The sequence below is a fragment of the Pectobacterium atrosepticum genome (genome assembly GCF_000740965.1).
Classification (GTDB): Bacteria; Pseudomonadota; Gammaproteobacteria; order Enterobacterales; family Enterobacteriaceae; genus Pectobacterium; species Pectobacterium atrosepticum.
On the sequence record NZ_CP009125.1, the window covers coordinates 2,870,363 to 2,896,808 of the forward strand.

A 26,446-nucleotide genomic window follows, 5' to 3' on the forward strand; every position below is an offset into this window, starting at 1 on the left:
TCCCCATCCCCAAAAGAAGATCGTCAGTACGATCATCCTTCATAGATAAAATATAATAATTGAATTAATGCATACAAAATAATATGCATGGAAAAGTATGTTTGTGCAGAATAAAATCCCATACAAAAAGCAACCCCTAACATTAATAACTATATATTTAAAAATATTGAATTTTTATCATTTATCCATAAAAAACACAAATGCATAATACTCATTAAATAACAAAGGAATAGTGAATTAATTACAGATGTATTAAAAAATAAATCCTGTCAAATCAAAAGAATGATAAATAATAAAGCAGAACGCAAAAAACAAATCTTCATCTATTATTTACCTGCGCGCCAGTCGAGCCGTATTTTATTTTTCCACAAAAAATTTACACGCTAATTATTTAACGTTTAGTTAAATAATATATTTACCTATCATTTTAAAACGAGGTCATTATGAGTAACGCTGATGCATCTAGTTTCAAATCCAGTAATAGTATTATCAACATCATTGTTGTTATTGATACGGATAGCATTATTAATGATTTTACAGGTAAAAACCCCAGCAAAAATGAAAAAAGCCCGACCCCTATTGGCCATCAATATTCGTATATGGTTGTCGCTTCTGAATCGGCCATTAGTGGTTCAGGCACAGCCGATCTTAATATCAGCGCCAATGTTGGTGATGTGATTCGCTGGACCGGAACATCAGAATCGGGGAACTTTGACTCCAGTGTGTTGATTTATGGTTTACCAAAATTTGGTGGGCAAGATGTATTTACCAGCCCAACCTTTAAAATGTACACAAAGACCTCAATGCTGCCAGCGCAGAACGGTCCTTTTCCAGTAACGTATACCGATCAATCTTACTGGTTCATTCAGGCGGATATCAACCAGAAAGGCAAAGAAAACTATCAAGTGCAATTCGGGTTGTACTATCGCCCAAATGGGGGGACGCAGGAGCTTTTTGGTTATTTCCAATGGGACCCGACGATCACTGTTAACAATTAAAAATACACATCGATTAATAGTATTACTAAAAATGGATGGCCGATTTTTCTTGGCCATCTATTTGTCTATTTTAGAATAACGATAACTACAACATAGTCACCAAATAATCCTCATCCAGCAATTCAAACCGATAGTGCCGCTGCGAAGAAAAGATTATCTCTTTATTCTTCGTCACAAAAACAGCTTCAATATCTTGCAGATTCTTTAGAAAGTGAATGCCTGCGCTCACGCCCATGCCATAGAGTAAGGTGGTGTAGGTATCACCGTCGAGAGAGTCGTTCGAGATAACCGTCACGCTGTGCAGCTCATTATCTAGCGGGTAACCCGTCTGGGGATCGAGAATATGGTGATAGATACGATCGTCCACGGTAAAAAATCGCTCATAAACACCGGAGGTCACCACGGATTTATTCTTCACCTTAATCACACCGAGCAGACTATCGCGGTCCGCAAAAGGTTTCTGCAACCCGACACTCCATAGCCCTTGCTCATCCGTCAACGCACTGCCGATAGCCAGTACATTACCACCCAGATTAATCAGTGCATCCTGAATAGCGTGTTGACGCAGGACGTCCCTGACGATATCGGCAATATACCCTTTCGCAATCGCACCCAGATCGATCTCCATTCCTGCGTTTTCTAATAACACGGCGCAGTCTTGCTCTCTGAGGATAATACGCTCGGGATGCGTTAATAGCAGCGCCCGATGTATCGATTCTTCATCAGGCACCGTGCAGCCGCTAAAGCCAATTTTCCATAATTTGACGACGGGGCCAATCGCCACGTTAAAACCGCTGTTTTCAATCAAGCTCACCGTTTTGGCACGTTTAATCAATTCAAAAACAACCGGGCTGACCGAAACATAATCTTTTCCCGCTGCGTGGTTGATGCTCATCACTTCCGACTGTGCTCGATTAACAGTGAGTACGTCTTCGAGCTGCTTGATACGCTGAAATACCTGCCTGACCGCGGTTTCATCATGGGTAAACAGTTTAAGCAGAATGGGACTGCCCATCAGATGTACGGAATAGACGTAAGCGTTATCGACAGAAGGCATAAGGGGATTCCCATGAACGAAGGAGGTACTGAGAGGAAACGGTGGAAAATGGCGAGCGCCTTTTCATACGCTCGCCAGTAGCGCTATTCTTCTATCATAACAGACTGTTTTTCAGCCGTTTTAGCCATAGATGTCACAAACTTGGCTTTACGCGCCTTGGTAGGAAAAATGCCAGAATGGCGCGGTGAATTCGCATAAGCCGCCGCCTGAATCCCCGCCTGAATGCCGAAGATGATGATATCCGCTACGGCGTTGCCGCCAATGCGGTTCGCACCGTGAATCCCCCCCACCACTTCTCCTGCCGCATAAGCACCGGAGATTGTCTCTTTATGTCGATTCAACACTTCCGCTTTCTCATTAATCGTCACCCCACCCATCGTGTGGTGTACACCCGGCGCGACTTTAATGGCGTAGTAAGGTGCTTGATTCAGCGGATCGCGCATGCCCGTTGAACGACCAAAGTCTTCATCGTGTTTCCCTGCAATAAAGGTATTGTAGCGTTCGAACGTGGCTTGCAACGCAACCTGCGGCATGTCGAGCTTGTCGGCCAGTTCGGTGACGCTGCTGGCGCTGACGGTCAGCCCTTGGGCGACGTATTCTTCAACCGCCCGATTGCGGTTTCTCACCTGTTCATCGAACAGGATGTACGCGTATTCTTCCGGCAAGTTAACAATGGCTGACGAGACGTTATCGCGTGTTTCCATCTCGTTGAAGAAGCGTTCTCCACGCTGTGACACCAAAATAGCACCACCGCCGCGAATGGATTCGGAGATCAGATAAGAGGTCGTCTGTTCAACCGTTGGGTGGGTTTGAATTTCGCCCATGTCCACCGTATCCGCGCCAATCTGCTCCAACAGACGAATCCCGCCGCCCGTTGCGCCTTTGTGGTTGGTCGTGACAAACCCTTTCAGGTCTGGACGGTACGACTCCACCATCGCCTGATTCGCGCTGAAACCGCCCGTGGCAACAATCACCGCTTTTGTCGTAATCAGGCTTTCTTCCTGTTCGTCATTAACGACTTTGACGGCGGTCACTTTGCCCTTATCTTGCACAATCTCCGTCACCGACGTTTCCAGCAGGACCTCAATATTGTATTTATTGAGGTTTTTAATCAGTCCGCTGACCAGATAGCCCCCCACTGCTGCGCCGTTGGCAGGCCGATGCGTTCTGTCCACGCTCATACCGCCCGTCGTGGTGATGTCGCTCAGTTCAATATCGTGCTGCGCCAGCCAGTTAATCGCATCCGACGCATGATCGACGAAATATTGCACCAACGTCGGGTTGTTCTTCTGCTTTCCACTTTTCAGGGTTTCGTTATAGAACAGCGCGTGGCTATCTTCGATACCTCTGTTTTGCTGGAAGACCGTTCCCGCCGCGTTCATCCCGGCAGAGGCCTTGATGGTATTGCCGCCGATGACTGGCATCTTTTCAATGACGATAACGCGAGCGCCCTCTTCGCTAGCCTGAATTGCCGCCGCCAGCCCCGCGCCGCCGCTGCCAATCACCACAACGTCCGCTTCGCGGCGTGCATTCGGATTACCACCATCGGCAATAATGGCGTCTTTGCTCGATTTCACCATCGCCTTGGTGACGGCTTTTTTGATCGCCTCACTCTGCGCTGTTGCGCCCGTTACGGCGTCAACGTGTGGGCTATTGGTATCCAAAATACGTTCACGGATAATTTCAAAACTGATTTTCAGTGAATCATCGATATCACAATTATCCAACGCAATATCAGCGACCCGATTCTGCTCAAAATGGACAGTAATCTGCAATTCGCCACATTCGTCCTGAACGTTTTCCTGATACACCCCAGATTTAAATTTCTTGCCGGTTAAATTCACGTCCCGAATCATGGCTTCGACTAATGAAAAACGCCACAGCGGCTCGGGGATCATGAGTGCTTCACGTTTATCGCTGGCAATATAAAGATCGAGTTTTTTCTGCTCGGCAATGCAATCCGTCCAATCGGGATAAGCAATACAGGCTCTGCCAACAGCAATCAGGTCATAACCATTTTCTAACGCCGCATCGGCGTCTGCTTGATTGACGATATCGCCTACGCCAATAACCGGAATAGCTGCTAATGTCGCAGAACGACGAGCAACATATTTTTTAATCAGTGGCGTCGGATCATTTGTCTCGATAATGGACGAGCGCAGGATATTCCCCATAGAGAAGTGGACATAATCCAGCCCGCGCGCCGCCAGTTTTTCCAGCAGATAGATCGAATCATCAAAATGAATACCCGGCTCTTCAATCTCTTCTGGTGAGAAGCGATAACCGATAATGAACGCAGGATCGGCGTATTTATCGGCTACCTCGTGGGCGATATCCAGAACGGCAAGCGGAAACGCCGCGCGTTTGTCACGACTGCCGCCCCATTGATCTGAGCGTTGATTAGAGTGGGGAGAATAGAACTGTTGAATCAGGTAGGTGTTGGCGCCGTGTATTTCCACGCCATCAAACCCCGCCTGAATGGCACGATGGACGGCAGCGCCAAACTTTCCGATCATGGCTTCGACTTCATCGCCTGACAACGCGACCGGAACGATGGCACCCGCACGCGGTGCAGCAATGGCGCTAGGAGCAACCGGCGTCGCACCGCCAATAAAACGCGGTTCGACCATACGGCCGCCGTGATAAATTTGCAGGATCGCCGTCGAGCCTTTTTCTTTAATCGCCGTCGCAATTTTGGTCAGCCCGGCAATTTTGTCGTCGTTGTCGATCCCTATCGCGCCAGGAAAGGCCAACCCTTTATCATCAATAAAACAGCACTCTACAATCACGGTGCCGATGCTGCCTGCTCTGGCCTGATAATATTCCACCAGTTCTTTGGTCACGCTCCCATCGTAAAACCCACTACAGGTGGTCATGGGAGCCATCAAAACCCGGTTTTTCAGCGTAGCGCCGTTGGGAAGTGTAAAAGCGGCAAATAAATCATGGTGACTATTCTTCATAGTGAATACTCCACTTAAAATAAAAACTCTGTTCGCAAAGGAATCAGAAGCCGCCATGTTTTGTTTTTATTAATTTTTTCGGCTGATAATTCGCGAACTTATTACTTACCAAGTATCTATTTTTTTAACTGTTATAAAACGTTTTTTTACTATTTAAACTATTGTGTAGTTCCGCTGTTATTAAGGGTATTAGTACAACTCTTTTTTATATTTAATATCCCATTCACTTCATTAACATCTCTTTATCCTGACAGTAACCAATCGGATATTATTCATATTCTGCATAACAAAAAAAACGCCCCGGTAATAAGTCCGGGGCGCAATAGGAAGCGATAGGTATAGCGGTGACTATTGGTGTTGATAGGTATCCGTGCGAACGCCATTAATGTACAAATTGCGCTGCTCGCCTGCTGGCAAGCGCAGCGTCGCGTACTTCCAGGCTGGCTGATACTGTCCTTCTGACGTAAACGTGATGTCAATCCGCTGGCTATCCGCGCGGATTTCCCAACGTAACCACAACGCGTTTCCTTCACGCCATTGCCACGTTTCCCCATCATCTTCAAACAGCAGTCCACTGTCCGTGCCGCCTGCGGTAGGCGGAAAGAGCAGGAATTCGCGCTGTTCGTCTTCATGTTGGCTGACATACGCCGTTCGGCTCGACAACGGGATCATCGCTCCCGCTCTGACCAGCAGCGGCAGGCGTTCCAGCGGTGCATCTAACACTATCGTCTGTCCACCGCTGAACCATTGGCCGGAATAAAAATCGTACCAGCCAGACGTATTCGCGGGTAGATAGACTGTACGCTGGCGCTGCTCTGGTTCAACCACGCTGGCGACCAGAATGTCTCGCCCCAGCATGAAATCGTCGGTTTCCTCCAGCGTCGCACGATCCTGTTCGTGATCGAGGAACGTCGGTCGCAGCATCGGTTCATCGTCCGCACTGGCCTGCCAGAGCAACGTATAAAAATACGGCAGAAGACGATAGCGAAGTTCAATCGCGCTGCGTATTGCAGCCGTTACCGAGGGATACATCCACGGTTCGTTCACCGTATGGTCATCATTCCAGGAGTGGATGGTGAAACGCGGGTGCATCACCCCGTTTTGTACCCAGCGCACAAAAAGCTCGGCGTCCGGCTTGTCACCAGAAAACCCCCCGACGTCATGCCCAACATTAAACAAGCCGGACAGACTCATCCCTACTCCCATTCGGGTGTTGTAGCGTAGCGTCTGCCAGTTGGTGCGGTTATCGCCGCTCCAGGTCTGCACATAGCGCTGCATTCCCGCACAGCCGGAACGAGAGATTAAATAAGGACGCAACGTCGGGGCGAAGCGCTGTTGTGCTTCCAGCGAGGCGCGCATCATCAACAGCGGCATCAGCGGACGAATATTTTTGATCGCCATCGGTTGGCCGAACCCGTGACAACGGGCTTCGCCATCCCAGACTTCATACTCGTTGTTGTCATTCCACGTCGAGTCGATGCCTTTCTCCAGCAGTTGCCGAGTGACGTTCTCCTGCCACCAAGCCACCGTTGCGGGGTTAGTGAAATCAAGGTGAGAACCTTCGTCGTCCCAAAAGCTGGAACGTTCGGGCTCATCCGATTCGGAATCACGGATAAACAGCCCCTGCGCCGACACCTCATCGTATTTCGGGTGATCTTGCAGTAAACAGGGTTTGATATTGGCCGCCAGCTTGAGGCCAGCATCGTGGAACGCCTGCGACATCACTTCAGGTTGAGGGACTTTGTCGTGGTTCCAGTTAAACACATAACGCTTATTGTTAATCGACGTGTAGCCCGACGAGAGTTGAAACGAATCACACGGAATATGGTGTTCACGGCACAGCGCAATAAATTTCATCAACTGCTGCTGCGCATCGGGTGCATCGGTGTAATGCATGGTGGAACCGCTGTAGCCCAGACTCCATTTTGGCCCAAAGAGCGTTTTCCCCGTCAGCCGCACGAAGGCTTTTGTCACATCCAGCACACGTGGCCCAATAAACAGGTAATAATCGAGATCGCCCGCCTCCGCCTGATAGCGTCGATACGCCAGATGATAATTATCGATTTCATTGCCGAGATCGAGCCATGTCGTGCTCAGGTTATCGTAGAACAGACCAAAGCTGACATCCTCACGCCGGGTGATGGTGAAAGGAACATGCTTGTACAGCGGGTCGGTACTCGCCGCGTTGTAGCCCATAGCATCCAGATTACGAAACTCAAATCGGCGTCCAGTACGTTCAAGATCGCCTGCTTTTTCACCCAAACCATAATAGCGCTCTGTCGGGAAACGGCGCTGATAGTGCGCAACGCCCTCGCCGTGTGGGTTCAGCAGGTAGGCACTGGTCGGTCGGTCAGCAGCAAACGGCTGCCATTCGCCCTGCTCATCCCGATATTCCCACGCCAGCCACAGCGGCTGGTGAATCGTAATGCGCATCCGCGCGGTGCTGATACGCAGCACGTCGTCCAGATGTTCCAGTGAAAACCCCGGCAGGCTGAAACCGTCGCTACTTTCACGGTTGCGCCCCTCCCAAGGAACATCCTGCTGCGGCGCAATGCTCCAGGTGCGGTTCAGACTCAGTTCGCCATTCTGTTTAATCAGCACGCGGGCCAACATAGGCTCAAGCACGTACAGGCGAAAAACATGTCTGTCGTCCACCAGCAGCTCAACATGATCGGTGCTCTGATGACGAAACACCCAATTTTTCAACGTTTTCATACAGCGTCCTTTTCAGGAAAAAATAAACCAGCCGTTACGCTTGATGCAGGTCACGTAAGCCCATTGTTAGGAGAAACACGGGGATGAGGTTACCGTAGGAAAGCCTCACCCCGGGGTCGCTCCGTGTATCTCGCTTCTTAAACGGTCGGCATAAACCGTTATGCCTGCGTGCGCGTTTTCCCACGGCGTTCAGCAATAAACGCAATCAGAAAGACGGCACCAATCAGATCGAAGAATCCCATCGCCACAAACAGCGGATTAAACCCGATCTTGTCGGCAGTAACGCCAATCAGCAGCGAGAACAGAAAGCTGGCAATCCACGCAAACGAACCACGCATCCCGTTCACAGTTGCCATCTGCCCTTTATCAAACGACTCCACTACCAGTGCACTCAACATGCAGGAAATCACCTGATGGCCGAACCCACCGATAGAAATAAGGAGAATCGCCACCCACGGATCTTTACTGATGGCGACCAGCGCCAGTGACAGCATCAGAAATGCGCCCGTTACCGAACTGGCCACAATCGAGTTGACGCGTGAACAGCCGAACCAGCGGGCGTAAAGCCGAGTGAGGTAACCGCTGGCGATACTGCCCAGATCGGCAGCAAGAAACGGCAGCCACGCGAACATCGCGATCTGTTTCAGGTCCATACCGCGTTCATTCGCCAGATAGAGCGGCACCCAAAAGCTGAGTACGGCCCACGCGGGCTCCGCCATAAATGCCGGAAGCGCGATACCATAAAAGCGTTTATTTTTTGAGACCGTTTTCAGTGCGGTGAAGAAAGGCAATTTGACAGGGGGAGCTTCATTGTCCTGCCGGATGAAATCCAGCTCCTCACGGCTTAAATTGGGGTGTTCTTCTGGGTTATGGTAGAACAGCCACCACAGCACTACCCACATCAGCGCCAGCGCACCCGTGAACATAAATGCGCCCTGCCAGCCGAGATAGGCATGCGCGACGACGATAATCGGCGGTGCCAGCATCGCACCGATGGAAAAACCGACACCGGCCCAGCCTGCCGCAATCGGTCGCTCTTTCTTAGGGAACCATTCGCCCAGCGTTTTGGCGTTCGCTGGTGTTGCGGCAGCTTCGGACGCCCCCATAAAGAAGCGTAGAATCGCAAGGTGCACCCAACTTCCTGCTCCCGCGTGGAGTATGCACATGAGCGCCCATATCACCGCACAGATCATAAAGCCTATTTTCAGACCGATGACATCGATCAGCCAGCCGCAAATCGGCTGAAAAATGGTATATGCAAGCTGGAATGCACCCACAATCCAGGAATATTGTTCGGTGGTGATGCCCATACTGGTTTTCAGTTCTGGTGCCAGAATACCGAGCGAATTACGCGTGATGTAGTTAACGGTAACGCCGAGCAGAAACAGGCTCAACATCCACCAGCGCAGGTTTCTGAATGTCCGTTTACCTTTGGTAGCGATGGAGGACGGATTGATGTCGAGACTCATGGTGACTCCTTTACAGGATAGTAGGGTTACATTGGTCTGATATCTCGAAGGCATTTTTGTATTTATAGCCTATCGGACGATCAGAACATTTTCATCTCATTGTATTTATTAGTTTAAATCCTATTTTATTACATGTAACCACTGGAATTGGTTTACCAAATTGAGAGTAGAACAATTGAAAATCGCGAAACACTCACTTTTTTGAAAACATTTTCATGATATGGTCGAAATGCAGGCAAAAAACCGCCTCGATCACCTAATAACAGGTGATAGATAGTGATGAAAACTTTGTCATTTTCAAAAGTGAACGGGATCACAAAATGAAAGGAAACCTGAAAATACGTGAAATCTCGCAGCGGACGGGCTACTCGATCAGTACCGTTTCACGCGTGCTGTCTGGTCAGTCCAATACCAGCGAGCGAGCCAAAGCAGACATCCTCAACTGCGCCCGTCAATGCGGGGTATTGGCCGATCTCGCCAACGGCCGCCTGCTTTTGAACGGGCTGACTATCTTCGCCCCACCGCGTGCGTTTGATATTCGGTCCGATATCTTCTATCACAAGGTGGTGCAAAGCATTATTGATGCCCTGAAGCCACACGATGTGCGAGTGCGATACTGCGGGCTGGAGGAAAATGACAGCGACGTGGCGCTGTTTTTAGACAAAATGCGCGATCCGGCCACGGAGGCCGCCCTGCTTATCGGTATTGACGACCCGTATATTCACGCACTGGCGGCAGACAGCGGGAAGCCTTGCGTGTTGATTAACTGCATCGACCGTAAGATGAGGTTACCGGGTGTGGCACCAGCACATCGGTTAATTGGCGAGTTCTCCGCCCACTATCTCTTTGAACAGGGTCACCATACCGTGTTAACGCTATTGTGCCTGCGTCGCTACACGATGGAGCTGCGCCTCGACGGCATCCGCGATGCCTATCAGCACCATAACCTTTCTTTCTCCCCTGAAGAGCATTTGCTGGCGTTAGATAATTTCAGCACGGCGGATGCAGAACACGCGATGAGCGATTTTTTAGCCCGTTGCCCGCAGGACAAATGGCCCACGGCGATTCTGGCAGGCGGTGACTTTATCGCGGTTGGGGCGGTGAATGCACTGAACAAGGCGGGATTACGCGTGCCGCAGGACGTCTCCGTGATGAGCATGGATGGGTTCAATCTCTCCGCGATTCACGATGTGCCGCTAACATCGGTACATGTGCCGCGTGAGGCGCTGGGCGAAGAGGCCGTCAAACTGTTGCAATATCGTCTGATTCGCCCCGACGCCCCCGTTGGCAACCTGCTGTTAAACGGTACGCTGGTGATTCGCCAGTCCGTCAGACGGCTTCGCGGAAGCAAATCGGTTGCCCCGGTACAGGACAAAAGCCTCTATGACTGAGCCTGCAACCACTGCTGTGCCACGTCAAAGAAATTCTGTGCCAACGCCGTCGCTCTGCCCGCCTGCGCGATGACAACGGCAGGCTGGCGGCGCATCGGGGGAAATTGCAACGGACGCAGCGTTAACGCAGGCGTCATCTCTGGGATCAGGCTGCCGTGGGGCACAATCCCGCAGCCAAGCCCAACATAGACGCTTTGGATCAGTTGCAGAACGGAAGCGCTTTCTACCTTTACCCACGGCGAGACGCCCATTTCACGAAAATGGCTATCCAGATAGCGACGAAAATAGCGGCTGGCTTCCGCCAAACAGAGCGGTACGTCGGAAAGTGCATCGAGTGCCAGCGGCGCATCACCCACCAACTGCGGGAAATGGTGCGGATGGAACAACAGGTCAACGCCCTGCTCTGTCAGAGGCGATGCCTGAAAGTGCAATTCCTGTAGCGTTGAGAATTCAAAAAAGCCGATGCCGACATCTACCGAATGCGCATTCAACGCTTCCAGCAGTTGATCCGCACTGAACAGCGAGATTTGAAAATCCAGCTGTGGGTATTCCTTATTCACCGCCGCCAGCAGGCTCGACAACGCGATACTGCTTTGCGGCACCGCGCCGATGCGCAATACCCCGCTTACGCCACGTTTCAGCGAGGCAACTTCCAGTTTTAATCCCTGATAAACTGAAACGATCTCCCGCGCCCAAGCCAGCACGCGCTCGCCTTCGGCGGTAAAACCTTCAAAATTGTTACCCCGGTTGATTAACGCCAGATCCAACTCCCGCTCCAAATTTTTCAACCGCATGGAGAGCGTTGGCTGACTGACAAAACTGGCTTCCGCTGCCCGACCAAAATGGCGCTCTTTCTCCAAATTGCACAGGTATTGCAGTTGCTTAATATCCATCGTCGGACTCTGTAGTGGGTGAGCGACAAGTATACCGATAAACCGCCTCTATCCCACCATAGCCGTATTTGATTAGACGCGATCGCCGACGACACCTAAACTTCAAAATAAGAGCAAACATTTAAAGTTTTGTTCACATAAAAAAAACAAAACCCTAAATAATTCGAGTTTCAGGCCGGCGGCAACGCAGCGAGTCCCCAAGAGCTTACATAAGTAAGTGACTGGGGTGAGCGAGGCGGCCAACACACCTGCAACTTGAAGTATGACGGGTTGATTCACCTGCGGAACACATATGAAATTCAAACCATCTATCAAGCCATACCGCAACGCGGCTGGCGGCTGGGGCTCGTTGGAAGCCACCACGCGTTTTGTCCTCGATAGCAAGCAAGCGCTGAAAAATATCCGAAACTTGTTGCGTGTCAATAAATCGAAAGGATTTGACTGCCCCGGCTGTGCCTGGGGTGATGACAACAGCAGCACGTTCAGCTTTTGTGAAAACGGCGCGAAGGCGGTGAGTTGGGAAGCGACGCGCAAAGCGGTCGATCTGGATTTCTTTGCCGCCCACAGCGTCACCACGCTGCGCCAGCAAAGTGACTATTTCCTTGAGTATCAGGGCCGCTTAACCCACCCGATGCGCTACGACCGCGCCAGCGATCGCTATGTTCCCATCGACTGGGACGCGGTTTTTACGCTGATCGCTCACCATATCAGTAACATGGAACACCCTAATCAGGTGGAGCTTTATACCTCCGGCCGAGCCAGCAATGAAGCGTCTTATCTGTATCAACTTTTTGGCCGTATGCTGGGCACCAACAATTTTCCTGACTGCTCGAATATGTGCCATGAAGCCAGCGGCATCGGCCTGAAACAGAGCATCGGCGTCGGCAAAGGGACTATCCGATTGGATGATTTCGAACACGCTGACGCGATTTTCGTCTTCGGTCAGAACCCCGGCACCAACCACCCACGTATGCTGCACAGTCTGCGTCATGCTGCCGATCGCGGCGCGCACATCGTCTCCTTCAATACGCTCCGCGAGCGCGGGCTGGAACGTTTTGCCAATCCACAGAATCCGCTGGAGCTGCTCACGCCATTATCCGGCACCATCAGCGAAACCTACCTGCAACCTAATCTGGGCGGTGATATGGCTGCCGTGCGTGGCATGGTAAAAGCGCTGCTGGAAACGCATCGTCAGCGTCTGTCTGCCGGAGACACGGGGTTATTCGATCAAGATTTCCTGTCCACGCATACCCAACAGGTAAACGACTACCTCGCCGTTGTCGATACGACAAGCTGGCAGAAGATCGAACAGCAGTCAGGCCTGAGCGAAGCACAGTTGCGCTCTGTGGCGGCGATTTATCAGCAGTCACCGCGCGTAATTTGCACCTGGGCGATGGGGATTACTCAGCACAAGCATTCCGTTGCCACCGTGCGCGAAATCGTGAACCTGCAACTGCTGTTTGGGCAGTTGGGGAAACCGGGTGCGGGGTTATGCCCAGTACGCGGTCATAGTAATGTGCAGGGTAATCGCACGATGGGGATCGATGAAAAACCAAGTGCCGCGTTTCTTGATCGTCTGGCTGCGCATTATGATTTCCCCCCCCCTTACGCCGCAGGCCACAACACGGTAGAAGCGCTGGAAGCCATGCTGCGCGATGAAATAAAAGTGCTGATCGCGCTGGGTGGTAACCTCGCTGCTGCCGCGCCGGATTCGGCACGCACCGAAGAAGCACTCAGCCGTTGCGATCTAACCGTACATATCAGTACCAAACTCAACCGCAGCCATCTGGTTACCGGCAAGGTCGATGCACTAATTCTGCCAACGCTCGGCCGTACCGATCTCGATATGCAGGCCAGCGGTGCACAGTTTATTACCGTCGAGGATTCCTTCAGCATGGTGCACGCGTCGCAGGGCGTCGGACAGCCTCTTTCGCCATTACAGCGCTCGGAAACGGCCATTGTTTGCGGTATTGCTAACGCGGTTTTCGGCAATGAAAAACTCGACTGGCTGGCGCTGGCGGATGATTATTCACACATCCGCGACCATATCGCCGCCACCATTCCCGGCTTCACGGATTTCAACGCCAACTGCGACCTGCCGGGCGGATTTTATCTCGGCAATGCGGCCGCCGAACTCCGCTTTAATACCCTCAACGAAAAAGCCCAATTCGGCCATGCCGCGCTGCCCGATACGCTGTTCCCGCAACTGCAAGGCAGCAATGTACCCTTTACGCTGCAAACCCTGCGTTCACACGATCAGTACAACACCACGATTTATGGTCTGGATGACCGCTATCGCGGCGTTTATGGTCAGCGGAAAGTGCTGTTCATGCACCCGGATGACATTGCCGCGTTAGGACTGGAAGATGGCGATCTGGTCGATATAGAGACGCTGTGGAACGATGGCATTACCCGCATCGTCAACGGCTTCAAGCTGGTGAGCTACAATATTCCACGCGGTAATCTGGCGGCCTATTACCCAGAAACCAACCCGCTGGTGCCGCTGTCCAGTTTTGGCGATGAAACGCACACGCCGACCTCTAAGTCAGTACCGGTTAGCGTTCGGCGCAGTACGCAAGCGGAGTCTCTGCTGCGCATCGCTTAAGAACCTATCCAGTAGGCTATTTTATTTGCCATTTTGAACCTGGGCAGTGCTCAAACAAACGCAATTGCGTTTGAACGCCACTTGGGGCGGCCCCCAGGGTGAGCGTAGCGAATAATCCTCACGTACTACGTGTACGCTCCGGTTTTTCCGCGCTGTCCGAGTCCAAACTGGCTGCACCAATAACGCCTACTGAGATAGGTTCTACACCATAACTCGCATTGCAAAACTAATGGCGCACATGACAGGGGCCTCACGCCAATCAGCATTGACTTTATTCGTATTTATCTGCCCTTTCGCTACCGTTATACGGCCGCGGCATCCCCGATTATTCTTGCCGCCAGCACCTGATTCGAGTAAAACTGTGAACTGCTAATTGGGCCACTCACAATCGTATTTCTGGACGCTATGTTTCAAGATAATCCGCTGCTTGCACAGCTAAAACAGCAACTTCACTCTAAGACACCGCGTGTTGAAGGTGTCGTCAAAGGTACCGATAAGGGATTTGGCTTTCTTGAAGCTGACGGACAAAAAAGCTATTTCATTCCGCCTCCACACATGAAAAAAGTGATGCACGGTGACCGGATTACCGCCACCCTGCATACGGAAAAAGATCGGGAAATTGTCGAGCCAGAAACGCTGATCGAACCTTTCCTTACCCGATTTGTTGGGCGTATCCATAAAAAAGACGATCGCTTATCAATTACGCCTGACCACCCGCTGCTGAAAGAGGCGATTCCCTGCCGAGCCGCGCGTGATGTTACAGACGATTTTCAGGAAGGCGATTGGGCCGTAGCTGAAATGCGTCGTCACCCGTTGAAGGGCGATCGTGGATTTCATGCCGAGCTGACGCAGTACATCACCACGGGCGATGACCCACTGGTGCCGTGGTGGGTGACGTTGTCACGCCACAATTTGGAGCGTTCTGCCCCAGAAGTTGAAACCACTGAACGCCATGATGGCGAACTCGTCCGTGAAGATCTGACGGCACTGAACTTTGTCACCATCGACAGCGCCAGCACCGAAGATATGGACGATGCACTGTATGTGCAGGACAACGGTGATGGTTCACTGCAATTAACGATCGCTATCGCCGACCCAACCGCCTATGTGGATGCAGGCAGCGAGTTGGACAACATTGCACGCCAGCGCGCCTTCACCAACTATTTGCCCGGCTTCAACATCCCGATGCTGCCGCGCGCGCTGTCGGACGATATCTGTTCCCTGCGCCCGAACGAGCGTCGCCCTGTTCTCGCCTGCCGCGTGACGATTGCCGCTGACGGTGCGCTGGGTGACGATATCCACTTCTTTGCCGCCTCGATCGAATCCAAAGCCAAATTAGCGTATGACAACGTCTCTGACTGGTTGGAAAACCAAGGCGAATGGCAGCCGCAGAACGAAGAGATTGCCGAACAAATCCGTTTGCTGCATCGCCTCTGTCTGGCACGCAGTGAATGGCGCACCACACACGCGCTGGTGTTTAAAGATCGCCCGGATTATCGCTTCCTGCTGGGTGAAAAAGGCGAAGTGTTGGATATCGTAGTTGAACACCGTCGCATCGCTAACCGTATCGTTGAAGAATCAATGATTGCAGCCAACGTCTGCGCAGCCATTGTGCTGCGCGACAAGCTGGGCTTTGGCATCTATAACGTGCATAACGGCTTCGATCCTGCCTCGATTGAACAAGCGGTCGCCGTACTGGACACGCATGGCGTTCAGGCCGACGCGCAGACGCTGTTGACGCTCGATGGCTTCTGCACGCTGCGCCGCGAGCTGGATGCCCAGCCGACGCAGTTCCTGGATAGCCGTATCCGTCGCTTCCAGTCATTTGCAGAAGTCAGCACCACACCGGGGCCACACTTTGGTCTGGGGCTGGAAGCTTATGCCACCTGGACATCCCCGATCCGTAAATACGGCGATATGGTGAACCACCGTTTGCTGAAAGCGATTATCACCGGACAGGCCGCGGAAAAACCGCAGGACGACGTCACGGTACAACTGGCCGAGCGCCGTCGCCTTAACCGTATGGCTGAGCGTGATGTCGGTGACTGGCTGTATGCTCGCTACCTTAAGGATAAAGCAGGTACAGATATTCGCTTCAACGCGGAAATCATTGACGTCACGCGCGGTGGCCTGCGCGTTCGCCTTTTAGATAACGGCGCGGTGGTGTTTATTCCGTCATCCTTTATCCACGCCGTGCGCGATGAACTGGTGTGCAGCCAGGAAATGGGTACCCTCTCGGTAAAAGGCGAAGTGGTTTATCGTCAGGGGGATACGCTGGACGTCATCATCGCTGAAGTTCGTCTGGAAACCCGCAGCATCGTGGCAAAACCTGCCGCATAATAGTCATACTGCTGCAATACAGCATCTCCGCGCGGGCGTTCATAGTGAACTGACCCGCGCGTCATCATCGTTTATTCCGCTATATGATTTAGCCGCGCCGGATCCGTTTTGAGAACAATCAACGGCACGCATGCAACCCTACTAACAGGAGTGTTCCCGATGAAGAAAATGACAATCGGCACATCCGCGATACAGGCTTCCAACATTGCGTTGGGCTGTATGCGAATGGCGAAGAAAAGCACGAATGAAACTGCTGACATCCTCAATGCTTCCGTTGAGGCTGGCATCGATTTCTTCGATCACGCCGATATCTATGGCTCAGGCTTGTCGGAAGAGATTTTCGCCGCAGGTTTACAGAAGACGTCCATCCGCCGGGAATCGCTTTTTCTGCAATCAAAATGCGGTATCCGTAAGGGCTTTTTTGATTTTTCCAAAGCGCACATCATCGCGTCCGTTGAAGGCAGCCTGCAACGTTTAAAAACAGACTATCTTGATACGCTCCTGTTGCACCGCCCGGACACCTTATTTGAACCTGACGAAGTCGCTGCTGCATTCGATGAGTTGGAAAGTAGCGGGAAGGTTCGCCATTTCGGCGTCAGCAATCAGAATCCGTTGCAGATTGAGTTGCTGAAAAAATCCGTACGCCAGCCGCTCATCGCCAACCAGTTACAGTTCAGCATTATGCACACGGGCATGATTGATGCCGGCTTTAACGTGAATATGACAAACTCGGCATCGGTGAACCACGATGGCGCAATTCTGGAATACAGTCGTCTGAATACGATGACGATTCAAGCCTGGTCACCTTTCCAATACGGCTTTTTTGACGGCGTGTTTCTCGATAATGAGAAATTCCCCACGCTAAACGCAGCGATTGATCACATCGCAGAGCAACACAACGTCACCAACACCGCGATCGCCACCGCGTGGATCTTGCGTCACCCAGCTGCCATGCAGGTGGTTATCGGCACCATGAGTCCAGAACGTATCCGTGACATTGCGGCGGCGTCTACATTGTCGCTCAGCCGCGAAGAATGGTACGAGATTTACCGCGCCGCCGGAAACGTCCTGCCTTAAGCGCATCGGCCCTGCCAGCCACTGAATTATCCACAGCAGGGCCTCTGATTTACCGCTTCTACATGTTAGCCATTGTTTAGCCTTTAAGTTTCTTTACAGAAATTCACGTTCGCTCACATTTTCTCATCCATTCGCTTCTCTTCGTCAACAAACCCACTATTGTTAAATTGCATTAACACCCGCGCCATATACCTCAAATAATTCGAGTTGCAGGAAGGCGGCAAACGCATGAATCCCCAGGAGCTTACACAAGTAAGTGACTGGGGTGAGTAAGAGAAGCCAACGCACATGCAGCTTGAAGTATTACGGTATACCCTTTCTGAATAACGAAGGAGCCGTTGTTATGAGTAACATAAAGAGCATTGTGATCTGGCTGCTAGTCGGACTGGCGGGCGCTTTTTCGTTCGCTATGCTGGCGCTAAGCCGAGGTGAGCACGTCAATGCGGTATGGTTGGTTATCGCCGCAGTATCGTGTTACAGCATCGCTTATCGGTTTTACAGCCTGTTTATCGCCAAAAAAGTGTTTGAGCTCGACGATCGCCGACTAACACCGGCTGAACGTCATAACGACGGTCTGGATTACGTCCCCACCAATAAATGGGTACTGTTCGGACACCACTTCGCCGCTATTGCTGGGGCAGGTCCGCTGGTTGGACCGATTCTCGCCGCACAGATGGGTTTTCTTCCCGGCACAATCTGGATTTTGGTCGGCGTGATGCTGGCGGGTGCCGTGCAGGATTTTCTGGTGCTGTTTATCTCCACACGTCGTGACGGTCGTTCGCTGGGGGAAATGGCAAAACAGGAACTGGGCACGTTCGCGGGTATTATCACCATGCTCGGTGCGCTGGGCGTCATGATCATCATTCTTTCGGCGCTGGCACTGGTTGTCGTTAAAGCGTTAGCGGAAAGCCCGTGGGGGTTGTTTACGATCGCCGCCACCATCCCCATCGCGCTCTTCATGGGCGTTTACATGCGCTTTTTACGTCCGGGTAAAATCGCTGAAGTGTCCATCATCGGCTTTGTGCTAATGATGCTGGCGATTGTCTACGGCGGCAACATCGCCGCACACCCATACTGGGGCCCATTCTTCACGCTGAAAGGCACATCGCTCACTTGGGTGCTGGTTATCTACGGCTTCGTGGCGTCAGTCCTGCCCGTCTGGCTGCTGCTGGCACCGCGTGATTACCTCTCTACGTTCCTGAAAATCGGGGTTATTATCGGGCTGGCCTTCGGTATCGTGTTCGCCATGCCGGAAATGAAAATGCCCGCTGTTTCTCGCTTTATTGATGGCAGCGGCCCCGTATTCTCAGGTTCTCTGTTCCCCTTCTTATTTATTACCATCGCCTGCGGCGCGATTTCCGGCTTCCACGCCCTCGTTTCCAGCGGCACTACACCGAAGTTAATCGAGCGTGAGAGCCATATCCGTTTTATCGGATATGGTGCCATGTTGATGGAGTCCTTCGTGGCAATCATGGCGCTGATTTGTGCATCGGTCATCGAGCCGGGCATTTACTTTGCCATGAACTCACCCGCCGCACTGATTGGCACCACGGTTGAGAGCGCTTCGCTGGCCATTAACAACTGGGGGTTTGTGATTACCCCGCAGGAATTGAGTGCCATTGCCAATGATGTCGGCGAAATCTCTATTCTTTCCCGTGCCGGCGGCGCGCCAACCTTCGCGGTGGGCATGGCCTATATCATCACGGAAATCTTTAATAGCCGGGCGATGATGGCATTCTGGTATCACTTCGCGATTCTGTTTGAAGCCCTGTTCATTCTGACCGCCGTTGACGCCGGGACGCGCGCCTGTCGCTTCATGGTGCAGGATCTGGTCGGTATTGCGATTCCAAGATTAGCTAACAGCCGTTCCTGGATGGGGAATCTGGCCGGTACAACCGTTGCCGTTTCTGGCTGGGGATTCTTCGTGTATCAAGGTGTAATCGACCCGTTGGGTGGTATTAACACGCTCTGGCCACTGTTCGGTATCGGTAACCAGATGCTCGCATCGATGGCGCTGATTCTCGGCACCGTGGTGTTGTTTAAGATGAAGAAACAGCGCTATGCGTGGGTGACTATCGTACCGACCGTCTGGCTGTTTATTACGTCGATGACAGCGGGTTGGCAAAAAATCTTCCATGAAAAACCGAGCATCGGCTTTCTGGCTCAGGCGAAACGCTTCGCTGCGGGTATTGAACAGAACACGCTGATCGCACCGGCTAAATCGATTAAAGACATGGAAACCATCGTCTTCAGTAACCAGATCAACGCCGCACTGTGCGGGTTCTTCATGCTGGTGGCAGTGACTATGCTGGTTTCCGCGTTCTTCGTCATTCGTCGTGCACTCAACAGCAATGTGCCAACGACAAAAGAGACGCCGATTGTCTTACGGGACGGCGCTCAACCTTAAACGTCGTCGGCGTATATTCTCCAATCCCTCCCGCGTGGAGGGATTTTTTTAATCAAAGATAACGTTTTAGGGAATTAGAGTTGAATTAGTGCAGGTCAGGAGCAGCGACATGTGACTCTAACGACGCAACGGGCTTGCGTCGTTAAGGTAAACCGAAGAGGAACTACTGTCGGTTTATTGTCCGTAATACGCGTTCTTACCGTGCTTACGCAAGTAGTGTTTATCCAACAGCGTTTGCTGCATCTCGCCCAACTGAGGTGTTAGCTGGCGCGAGAAAATTCCCATGTAGGCAAGCTCTTCCAGAACCACGGCATTATGCACCGCATTATCGGCATCTTTCCCCCACGCAAAGGGGCCATGCGAGTTAACCAACACGGCTGGGACATCCATCGGAGAAATGCCGCGCTGGCGGAAAGTTTCGACTATCACCGTTCCCGTATCCCACTCATAGCGACAGTTGATTTCCTCGTCCGTCATCAGACGCGTGCAGGGAATGGGGCCATAAAAGTAGTCCGCATGCGTCGTTCCCCAGGCGGGGATATCTTTACCGGCTTGCGCCCAGATCGTGGCATGGCGGGAATGGGTATGAACAATACCGCCGATATCGGCAAATTCCAGATACAGTACACGGTGGGTATCGGTATCTGACGATGGTTTCTTCGTCCCCTCCACCACTTTGCCGCTTTCCAGCTCAACGACAACCATATCCTCCAACGTCATGGCCGAATACTCCACGCCGGAAGGCTTGATCACCATCAGGCCACGCTGTCGGTCTACCGCACTGACATTTCCCCAAGTAAACGTCACCAGATGGTGCTGCGGCAAGGCCAGATTGGCTTCCAACACCTGTTTTTTTAGCGTTTCTAACATAATCAGTCTCCCATCGGCGCGATGACACCATTCTCGCGGCCTGAGGATCTCGTCGCTATGGGCTAAATCGCTAAAGACCTAGCGGTGTTCTGCTATGGGAAAAAGAAAGAGACATGCCACAGAATTGAGCAAAAAACAGCCAAATTTATCAATTATTGCTATCGTTAAGGTAACGTAGGGGAATTAAGAGTTTTTACCTGTTGCAGTTTTTCCCGATGATTATACTTGTCATCACGCGGTAAAGGGCTCGGTTTCTTTATTTAATACCGTATAAAGCACTTTTTTCGATATTTTCCTCACAAGAAACGTGAGGCCAAGAGCAGAAAGGGGAAGAAAATGACATTAAACAAACGCGTTGCAACGGCCGCTCTGGCAATTACGCTTGCTGTTACGCTGGTGGGCTGTTCAAACATGTCAAAACGTGACCGCAATACCGCCATTGGCGCCGGTGCGGGAGCGGTAGGTGGGGCTATCTTAACGGATGGCGGAACATTAGGAACGTTGGGCGGAGCCGCTATCGGCGGGCTGATTGGCCGTCAGGTCGATAAATAACGAATTTGTAGCAGCAGGTTGACGGGAGTAAACCTGCTGCTCTCATACTCGTCATACTTAGCCACCAGCCAGCTTAACCTTCATCCCTTTCGCTTCCAGAAGCTGTTTTAGCAGGTCTCGCTTGTCTCCCTGAATTTCGATCACGCCTTCTTTCACTGAACCGCCGCAGCCGCATTTTTTCTTCAGTTCAGCAGCCAGCTTATCCAATACGGCATCGTCAAGATCGAGACCGCTAATCAGGCATACACCCTTCCCTTTGCGTCCGCTCGTCTGGCGCTGAATGCGCACGATACCATCGCCCTTTGGCCGAACGACCTTTTCTTCTTCCGGCGTAATGCGCCCAGTATCTGTAGAGTAAACCAGTTGACTGTTCTTATCATGATTCATGATGCAATACCGTTTAGCAGCGACGCGCGAATATCACGCAGCGTCTGAGCCGGATCAGACGATTGGGTGATCGGACGTCCAATCACCATGTAATCCACGCCTGCCTGCTGCGCCTGAACGGGCGTCATGATGCGGCGCTGATCGCCAACGTCACTGCCTGCGGGGCGAATCCCCGGCGTGACCAGCTTAAATGCCTGACCGCATACCTGCTTCAACCGCTGCGCTTCATGTGCAGAGCACACCACGCCATCCAACCCACTGTTATGCGTTAGCACAGCCAGCCTTTCCGCCTGCTCCGCTGGGCTAAGGGTAATGCCAAGCCCGCGTAGATCTTCTTCGTCCATACTGGTCAACACGGTCACGGCAATCAGCAGCGGTGCATCTTTACCAAACGGCACCAGCGCGTCTTTCGCCGCTGCCATCATACGCGAACCGCCGCTGGCGTGGACATTGACCATCCACACGCCAAGATCGGCGGCTGCCGCCACAGCATGCGCGACGGTGTTCGGAATATCGTGGAATTTCAGATCGAGAAACACATCAAAGCCGCGCTGTTGCAACGTCTGTACGAACTGTGGGCCAAATAAGGTAAACATCTCTTTGCCTACCTTCAAACGGCAATCCTGCGGATCGATACGGTCAACAAACGACAGCGCTGCATCCTGGCTGGCATAGTCCAACGCGACAACAATCGGGGATGATACCGTTTGATTCTTTTGCTGTAGATTCTCGTTTTTCATTCGTCACCCAGTCTCTAGCGAAGCCAAAATTCCCGCCGCATTCTACATCCCTCGCCCCCGAAATCCCAGCCACCTGAAGACCAATGCGATTAAAGAAGTCTGCTGAAACGGAAATCACGTACAATTATTAGCATGTTGTAACTAAAGTACGTTAAAAAATAGCCGCTCAATATCGCGAGAGGCTATTGTCCGTCTAATCCACGGATCGGCTTCACGCTGGCCCAGGTACGACAGGAAGGACATTGCCAATAGAGGGATTGTGACGTGAAACCGCATTTACGGCAGCTGTAGCGGGGCTTAGTACGAATCTGCTCGCCCACCATGTCGCGCAGCACCACCAGGCTTTCTTTTGCTCGTCCGTCTTCCGCTTCATGCAGGTGAAAATCCATCAGGCGATGGAACACACGCATAGTCGGGTGACGTTGCAGCTGACGATTGATGTAGACCTGCGCAACCTCTGCACCCTCTTCCCTTTCGAGGATATCGGCCAGCATCAATTCCGCCGTCGCTCCGGTATTTTCTTCCACGCAGCGCTTGAGGAAATGAGCCCAATCCAAGGTGTTACCTAAGTGCTGATAGCACTCCTGCAACATCGGTAATGTTTCACTGACCAGCTCTTTATCTTGATCGAGAACCTGCCGCAAGGCCTCCACCGCACGTGAATAATCCTGCTGCGCCATGTAAATACGCCCCATCATAATGGACGCACGAGCGCACTGGTTGTCCGCCGAGGCCCCTTTCTTCAGGAACGTTAACGCTTTATCCAGATCGTCACTGCCCATAGCCAGCAGCGCTAACTCGCAGTAAAAATGAGCGATGTCCACGCGAAGCTCATCTTTTCCCATTTTGACCAGTTTTTCCGCAACATCTATCGCCGTCTGCCAGTCGCTGGTGGCCTGATGGATCTGCAATAGCTGCTGTAAAGCGCTACGCCGAAAATCTTCTTCATCCACCAGTTGGTTAAAAATCTCTTCGGCACGGTCATACAGACCAGCAGCCATGTAATCGCGACCCAGCTGCTGCACCGCCAGCAGGCGTTGTTCAAAGGTTAACGATGCGCTTTCGGTCAGTGCCTGATGGATGCGAATCGCACGGTCAACTTCGCCGCGCGAGCGAAACAGGTTACCGAGCGTGAGGTGGGCTTCAAAGGTATTACTGTCATCCTTGAGCATGTCGAGGAACAGTTCCACCGCCTTATCCTGCTGGTTAGACAACAGGAAGTTAACCCCGGTAACATATTCACGGGACAGGCGGTTGGATTCCTGCTCTTTGTCCTGCTGCGCACTTCTGCGACCCATGTACCAACCGTACGCGGCGGCCACGGGCAGCAACAGAAACAGCAGTTCTAACATAGAGAGAATTCCTTAGTGGGTGACCGTCTGCACCGGCGTCACATTCTCCTCGGTGGAGGTAGAAAGCTGTTGTTCCAGACGCTTGATTTTACGTTGTGCACGGCCAATCGCAATGCGCTGACGCAGATAAAACAGACCACAGATAACCCAGCCAAGAACAAAGCCCAAGGCAAACAGCGTGGCGAGCAGTGTGGAGATACGATAATCCCCCTGTGCCAGCAGGTAGTTAAATGTCACAACCTGATCGTTGTGCGCACCCAGTGTGACAGAAATGATGAATATCGCCAGCACGAGTAAAAAAATCAGCAAATATTTCACATTGTCCTTCCTGTGATATCCATTAACCGGATGAATTATGCCAAATTTTGGCGACTAACCCCATTAAATTACCATGTCCAGCACGGACAGGGAAATCAAGAACCGACCTCCACTGCCGTCTATGCTTGTTATTTATTCTGTGCTGAATAAAAATGACAGCAGCATGCCAGCAAGGGGAAAAGTCATGTCAAAGCAGGACGAACAGCGATTATTAGTCAAGATCGCTACGCTCTATTATAGCGAAGGGATGAAACAAGCAGAAATTGCCGCCTCACTCCATTTGTCACAGTCTTTTGTCTCGCGCGCTATCACACGCAGTGTTAAAGAAGGTGTGGTCAAAATCAGCGTAATTCAACCCCCGAACATGTTCATGGGGTTGGAATCTGCCATTCAGAAGCGCTACGGCATCGATCAGGCTATTGTTGTGGATGTCGCCGACAACGCCACGCTGACGCAAATCAAGCAGGCGATTGGCTCTGCCGCTGCGCACTATGTCCAAACCAGTATCCGCCCTGACGATCTGGTTGGTATCTCATCCTGGAGTAGCACGCTGCGGGCGATGGTGGACAGTTTACATCCGCAAAGCGTCAAGGCGCAGGGCGTGATCCAACTGTTGGGCGGCGTGGGGCCGAACGGCAATGTGCAGGCGACCATCCTGACACAGACCCTAGCCAACCAATTAAGTTGTCCGGCCTATCTTTTACCGGCACAGAGCATTGAACGTTCGGTGGAAGATCGCGCTCGCTTGGTGACCAGCGATGAGGTTTCCAGCGTGGTCGATAAGTTTAGCGAAGTGAGCCTGGCACTTGTGGGCATCGGCGTGCTGGAACCGTCACAATTGCTGAAAAACTCCGGCAACTATTATCACGAAGCGATGCTGCAACAGTTAGCAGAACGCGGTGCCGTCGGTGATTTATGTCTGCATTACTACAACGCAGAAGGCGAGCCGGTGTTGCAGGACGATGAAGATCCGGTGATTGGCATGGCATTACCACAGCTGCGTCAATGTCCACGCGTGGTGGCACTGGCGGGCGGTGTCGAGAAAAGTGCGGCCATTCGCGGCGCGTTAGTCGGCCACTATATTGACGTATTGATTACCGATCGGTTAACCGCTGAGACGCTGATCTAACGCACGTATCACCAATGGTTTGTGCGGCTGGATGTGATGTACCGCGAGTCGCGATGATAATCGCGAAGCAATAAGAGTAACGTCAGGCGCAGGATGATTCCCACTGCTCCGCGCCTGACGAACCGTGACGCGATTATTCGCTAACGTTAATGGATGACAGCAGCGCATCCTGCACAATCCGCTGTGCCTGTAACGGATTTTGCGCTTCCTGTGCCGCCTGAAGCGCGGGGATATCCAGCTTGTCCAGCGCACGATAGATGTGCTTCAAGAAACGGATGGACAACTGCGCCGCCTCCACGTGATTCTCACGGAACGGGAACTGATCGAGCTGCCAGACGCCCTGCCAGTTGTTGATTTTCAACACATAGAAGAATTCGAAAATCTCAGTCATGTGCACCGTGCCGACCACCAAATCGTCATCCCAGCCGCGCAGATTGTCGTTTACATCCATTCCGAACAGCCGGCCGCGATCGATAATCAACTGGGCAGAATCAGCGGGTGATTCACCGCCATACAGTGCATGTCCGAAGTCCAGCAGCACGCCGACGTTATCCAGCCCGATGTCTTCAATACCCAGCAGCGTTCTCGCAGCGGAATCCCAGGTCATTTTCACGCGCGGTTCACGCGGCTTGTATTCGATGGCGAATTTCACATCGGGGTTAGCCCCTGCCAGATCGCGCATACCATCAACGGCAAGCTTCCACAGATTTTTATGGCTGACCTGAAACGGATAATCCCAGCCATCCTGCCCCGGCCAGACTTTGACATAATTCGCACCCAATTCACGCACAATGCCAGCAGATTCATGCATCAGTTCAAACGCCGCAGCTCGGGCCGCCGGATCGGGGTTGGTGAAGGCGCCACGCGACCACTTTTGCAGGTAAATTTCCGGCGTGATGCCAATCGCTTTCAGCCCTGCATCCTTCAGTGCATCTTTCACTTCGCTTAGCGTGACGCCCGGCGTGAAGGGATAAGGCAGGTCGACATAGGAAAGCTCGCCGACCTCTTTCGCCGCATTGATCTGATCGATCGTGCTCAATGCCGGGCCGTAGCCGTCTACGGCGTAGCGGTCGATATAATTCGCAAAATGCCACAAACCGGCACCAAATTCAGGGTAGTTATACGTTGCCATAATAAAGTCACCTCTTTGATTTATAGGGTATTTAGCTGCTTATCTTTTTTGCGT

The 26,446-nt window shown here is 52.0% G+C and carries 19 protein-coding genes; 8 read left to right on the forward strand and 11 right to left on the reverse strand.

Features of this window, described 5'->3' with window-relative positions; all coding sequences use genetic code 11:
- The first annotated feature begins 443 nt into the window (after positions 1-443).
- Positions 444-998: an inclusion body family protein gene (locus tag GZ59_RS12670; RefSeq protein ID WP_039292186.1), complete on the forward strand. Its 555-nt coding sequence runs from the start codon at positions 444-446 to the stop codon at positions 996-998.
- Between the two features lie 85 nt (positions 999-1,083).
- On the opposite strand, the gene GZ59_RS12675 is transcribed toward GZ59_RS12670, so the two are convergent.
- From GZ59_RS12675 to GZ59_RS12690, 4 genes are all read right to left on the reverse strand, one after another.
- Positions 1,084-2,055: an FAD:protein FMN transferase gene (locus GZ59_RS12675; protein ID WP_039292189.1), complete on the reverse strand. Its 972-nt coding sequence runs from the start codon at positions 2,053-2,055 to the stop codon at positions 1,084-1,086.
- 83 nt (positions 2,056-2,138) lie between these two features.
- Positions 2,139-5,015, reverse strand: coding sequence for a flavocytochrome c (locus GZ59_RS12680; RefSeq protein ID WP_039292192.1), 2,877 nt, complete (start codon positions 5,013-5,015; stop codon positions 2,139-2,141).
- Positions 5,016-5,363: 348 nt separating this feature from the next.
- A complete protein-coding gene (locus GZ59_RS12685) occupies positions 5,364-7,730 on the reverse strand; it encodes a glycoside hydrolase family 31 protein (RefSeq protein WP_039292196.1) in 2,367 nt (788 codons plus the stop codon).
- Positions 7,731-7,888: 158 nt separating this feature from the next.
- A complete protein-coding gene (locus GZ59_RS12690) occupies positions 7,889-9,199 on the reverse strand; it encodes an MFS transporter (RefSeq protein WP_039292199.1) in 1,311 nt (436 codons plus the stop codon).
- Positions 9,200-9,519: 320 nt separating this feature from the next.
- On the opposite strand from GZ59_RS12690, the gene GZ59_RS12695 reads away from it, so the two are divergent.
- Positions 9,520-10,590: a LacI family DNA-binding transcriptional regulator gene (locus GZ59_RS12695; RefSeq protein WP_039292202.1), complete on the forward strand. Its 1,071-nt coding sequence runs from the start codon at positions 9,520-9,522 to the stop codon at positions 10,588-10,590.
- On the opposite strand, the gene GZ59_RS12700 is transcribed toward GZ59_RS12695, so the two are convergent.
- Positions 10,581-11,483 carry a LysR family transcriptional regulator gene (locus tag GZ59_RS12700; protein WP_039292206.1) on the reverse strand — a complete coding sequence of 301 codons (903 nt, stop codon included), beginning with the start codon at positions 11,481-11,483 and terminating at the stop codon, positions 10,581-10,583. The genes GZ59_RS12695 and GZ59_RS12700 overlap by 10 nt on opposite strands.
- Before the next feature lie 292 nt (positions 11,484-11,775).
- Here GZ59_RS12700 and GZ59_RS12705 point away from each other — a divergent pair, with 292 nt between their 5' ends.
- The 4 genes from GZ59_RS12705 (at position 11,776) to GZ59_RS12720 (ending at position 19,912) form a co-directional block, all read left to right on the forward strand.
- Positions 11,776-14,088 (forward strand): FdhF/YdeP family oxidoreductase, encoded by a 2,313-nt coding sequence (locus GZ59_RS12705; RefSeq protein WP_039292209.1) that lies wholly within the window; start codon positions 11,776-11,778, stop codon positions 14,086-14,088.
- A gap of 405 nt (positions 14,089-14,493) precedes the next feature.
- Positions 14,494-16,428, forward strand: a complete 1,935-nt coding sequence (locus GZ59_RS12710; protein WP_039292212.1) for an exoribonuclease II — start codon at positions 14,494-14,496, stop codon at positions 16,426-16,428.
- A 159-nt stretch (positions 16,429-16,587) separates the two neighbouring features.
- Positions 16,588-17,505: an aldo/keto reductase gene (locus GZ59_RS12715; RefSeq protein ID WP_039292215.1), complete on the forward strand. Its 918-nt coding sequence runs from the start codon at positions 16,588-16,590 to the stop codon at positions 17,503-17,505.
- 343 nt (positions 17,506-17,848) lie between these two features.
- Positions 17,849-19,912: a carbon starvation CstA family protein gene (locus tag GZ59_RS12720; RefSeq protein ID WP_039292218.1), complete on the forward strand. Its 2,064-nt coding sequence runs from the start codon at positions 17,849-17,851 to the stop codon at positions 19,910-19,912.
- Between the two features lie 174 nt (positions 19,913-20,086).
- Here the strand turns inward: GZ59_RS12720 and araD are convergent, their stop codons facing one another.
- A complete protein-coding gene (gene araD, locus GZ59_RS12725; protein ID WP_039292221.1) occupies positions 20,087-20,782 on the reverse strand; it encodes an L-ribulose-5-phosphate 4-epimerase in 696 nt (231 codons plus the stop codon).
- A gap of 336 nt (positions 20,783-21,118) precedes the next feature.
- Between araD and osmB the strand changes: the two genes are divergently transcribed.
- Positions 21,119-21,334: an osmotically-inducible lipoprotein OsmB gene (gene osmB, locus GZ59_RS12730; protein WP_011093523.1), complete on the forward strand. Its 216-nt coding sequence runs from the start codon at positions 21,119-21,121 to the stop codon at positions 21,332-21,334.
- A 57-nt stretch (positions 21,335-21,391) separates the two neighbouring features.
- On the opposite strand, the gene yciH is transcribed toward osmB, so the two are convergent.
- The 4 genes from yciH to GZ59_RS12750 form a co-directional block, all read right to left on the reverse strand.
- Positions 21,392-21,721, reverse strand: a complete 330-nt coding sequence (yciH, locus tag GZ59_RS12735; protein ID WP_039292225.1) for a stress response translation initiation inhibitor YciH — start codon at positions 21,719-21,721, stop codon at positions 21,392-21,394.
- Positions 21,718-22,461, reverse strand: a complete 744-nt coding sequence (pyrF, locus tag GZ59_RS12740; RefSeq protein ID WP_039292228.1) for an orotidine-5'-phosphate decarboxylase — start codon at positions 22,459-22,461, stop codon at positions 21,718-21,720. Before pyrF ends, yciH begins: the two co-directional genes overlap by 4 nt.
- A 182-nt stretch (positions 22,462-22,643) precedes the next feature.
- The gene (gene lapB, locus GZ59_RS12745) at positions 22,644-23,813 is read right to left on the reverse strand and encodes a lipopolysaccharide assembly protein LapB (RefSeq protein ID WP_039292231.1); all 1,170 of its coding nucleotides are present in this window, start codon (positions 23,811-23,813) and stop codon (positions 22,644-22,646) included.
- Positions 23,814-23,825: 12 nt separating this feature from the next.
- Entirely contained in the window at positions 23,826-24,131 is a 306-nt protein-coding gene (locus GZ59_RS12750; protein WP_011093519.1) for a LapA family protein, read from the reverse strand.
- 184 nt (positions 24,132-24,315) lie between these two features.
- Here GZ59_RS12750 and GZ59_RS12755 point away from each other — a divergent pair, with 184 nt between their 5' ends.
- Positions 24,316-25,260, forward strand: coding sequence for a sugar-binding transcriptional regulator (locus GZ59_RS12755; protein ID WP_039292235.1), 945 nt, complete (start codon positions 24,316-24,318; stop codon positions 25,258-25,260).
- Positions 25,261-25,393: 133 nt separating this feature from the next.
- Here GZ59_RS12755 and GZ59_RS12760 read toward each other — a convergent pair whose 3' ends face one another.
- On the reverse strand, positions 25,394-26,392 hold the full coding sequence (locus tag GZ59_RS12760; protein WP_039292237.1) for a sugar phosphate isomerase/epimerase family protein: 999 nt from the start codon (positions 26,390-26,392) through the stop codon (positions 25,394-25,396).
- Between the last annotated feature and the right edge of the window lie 54 nt (positions 26,393-26,446).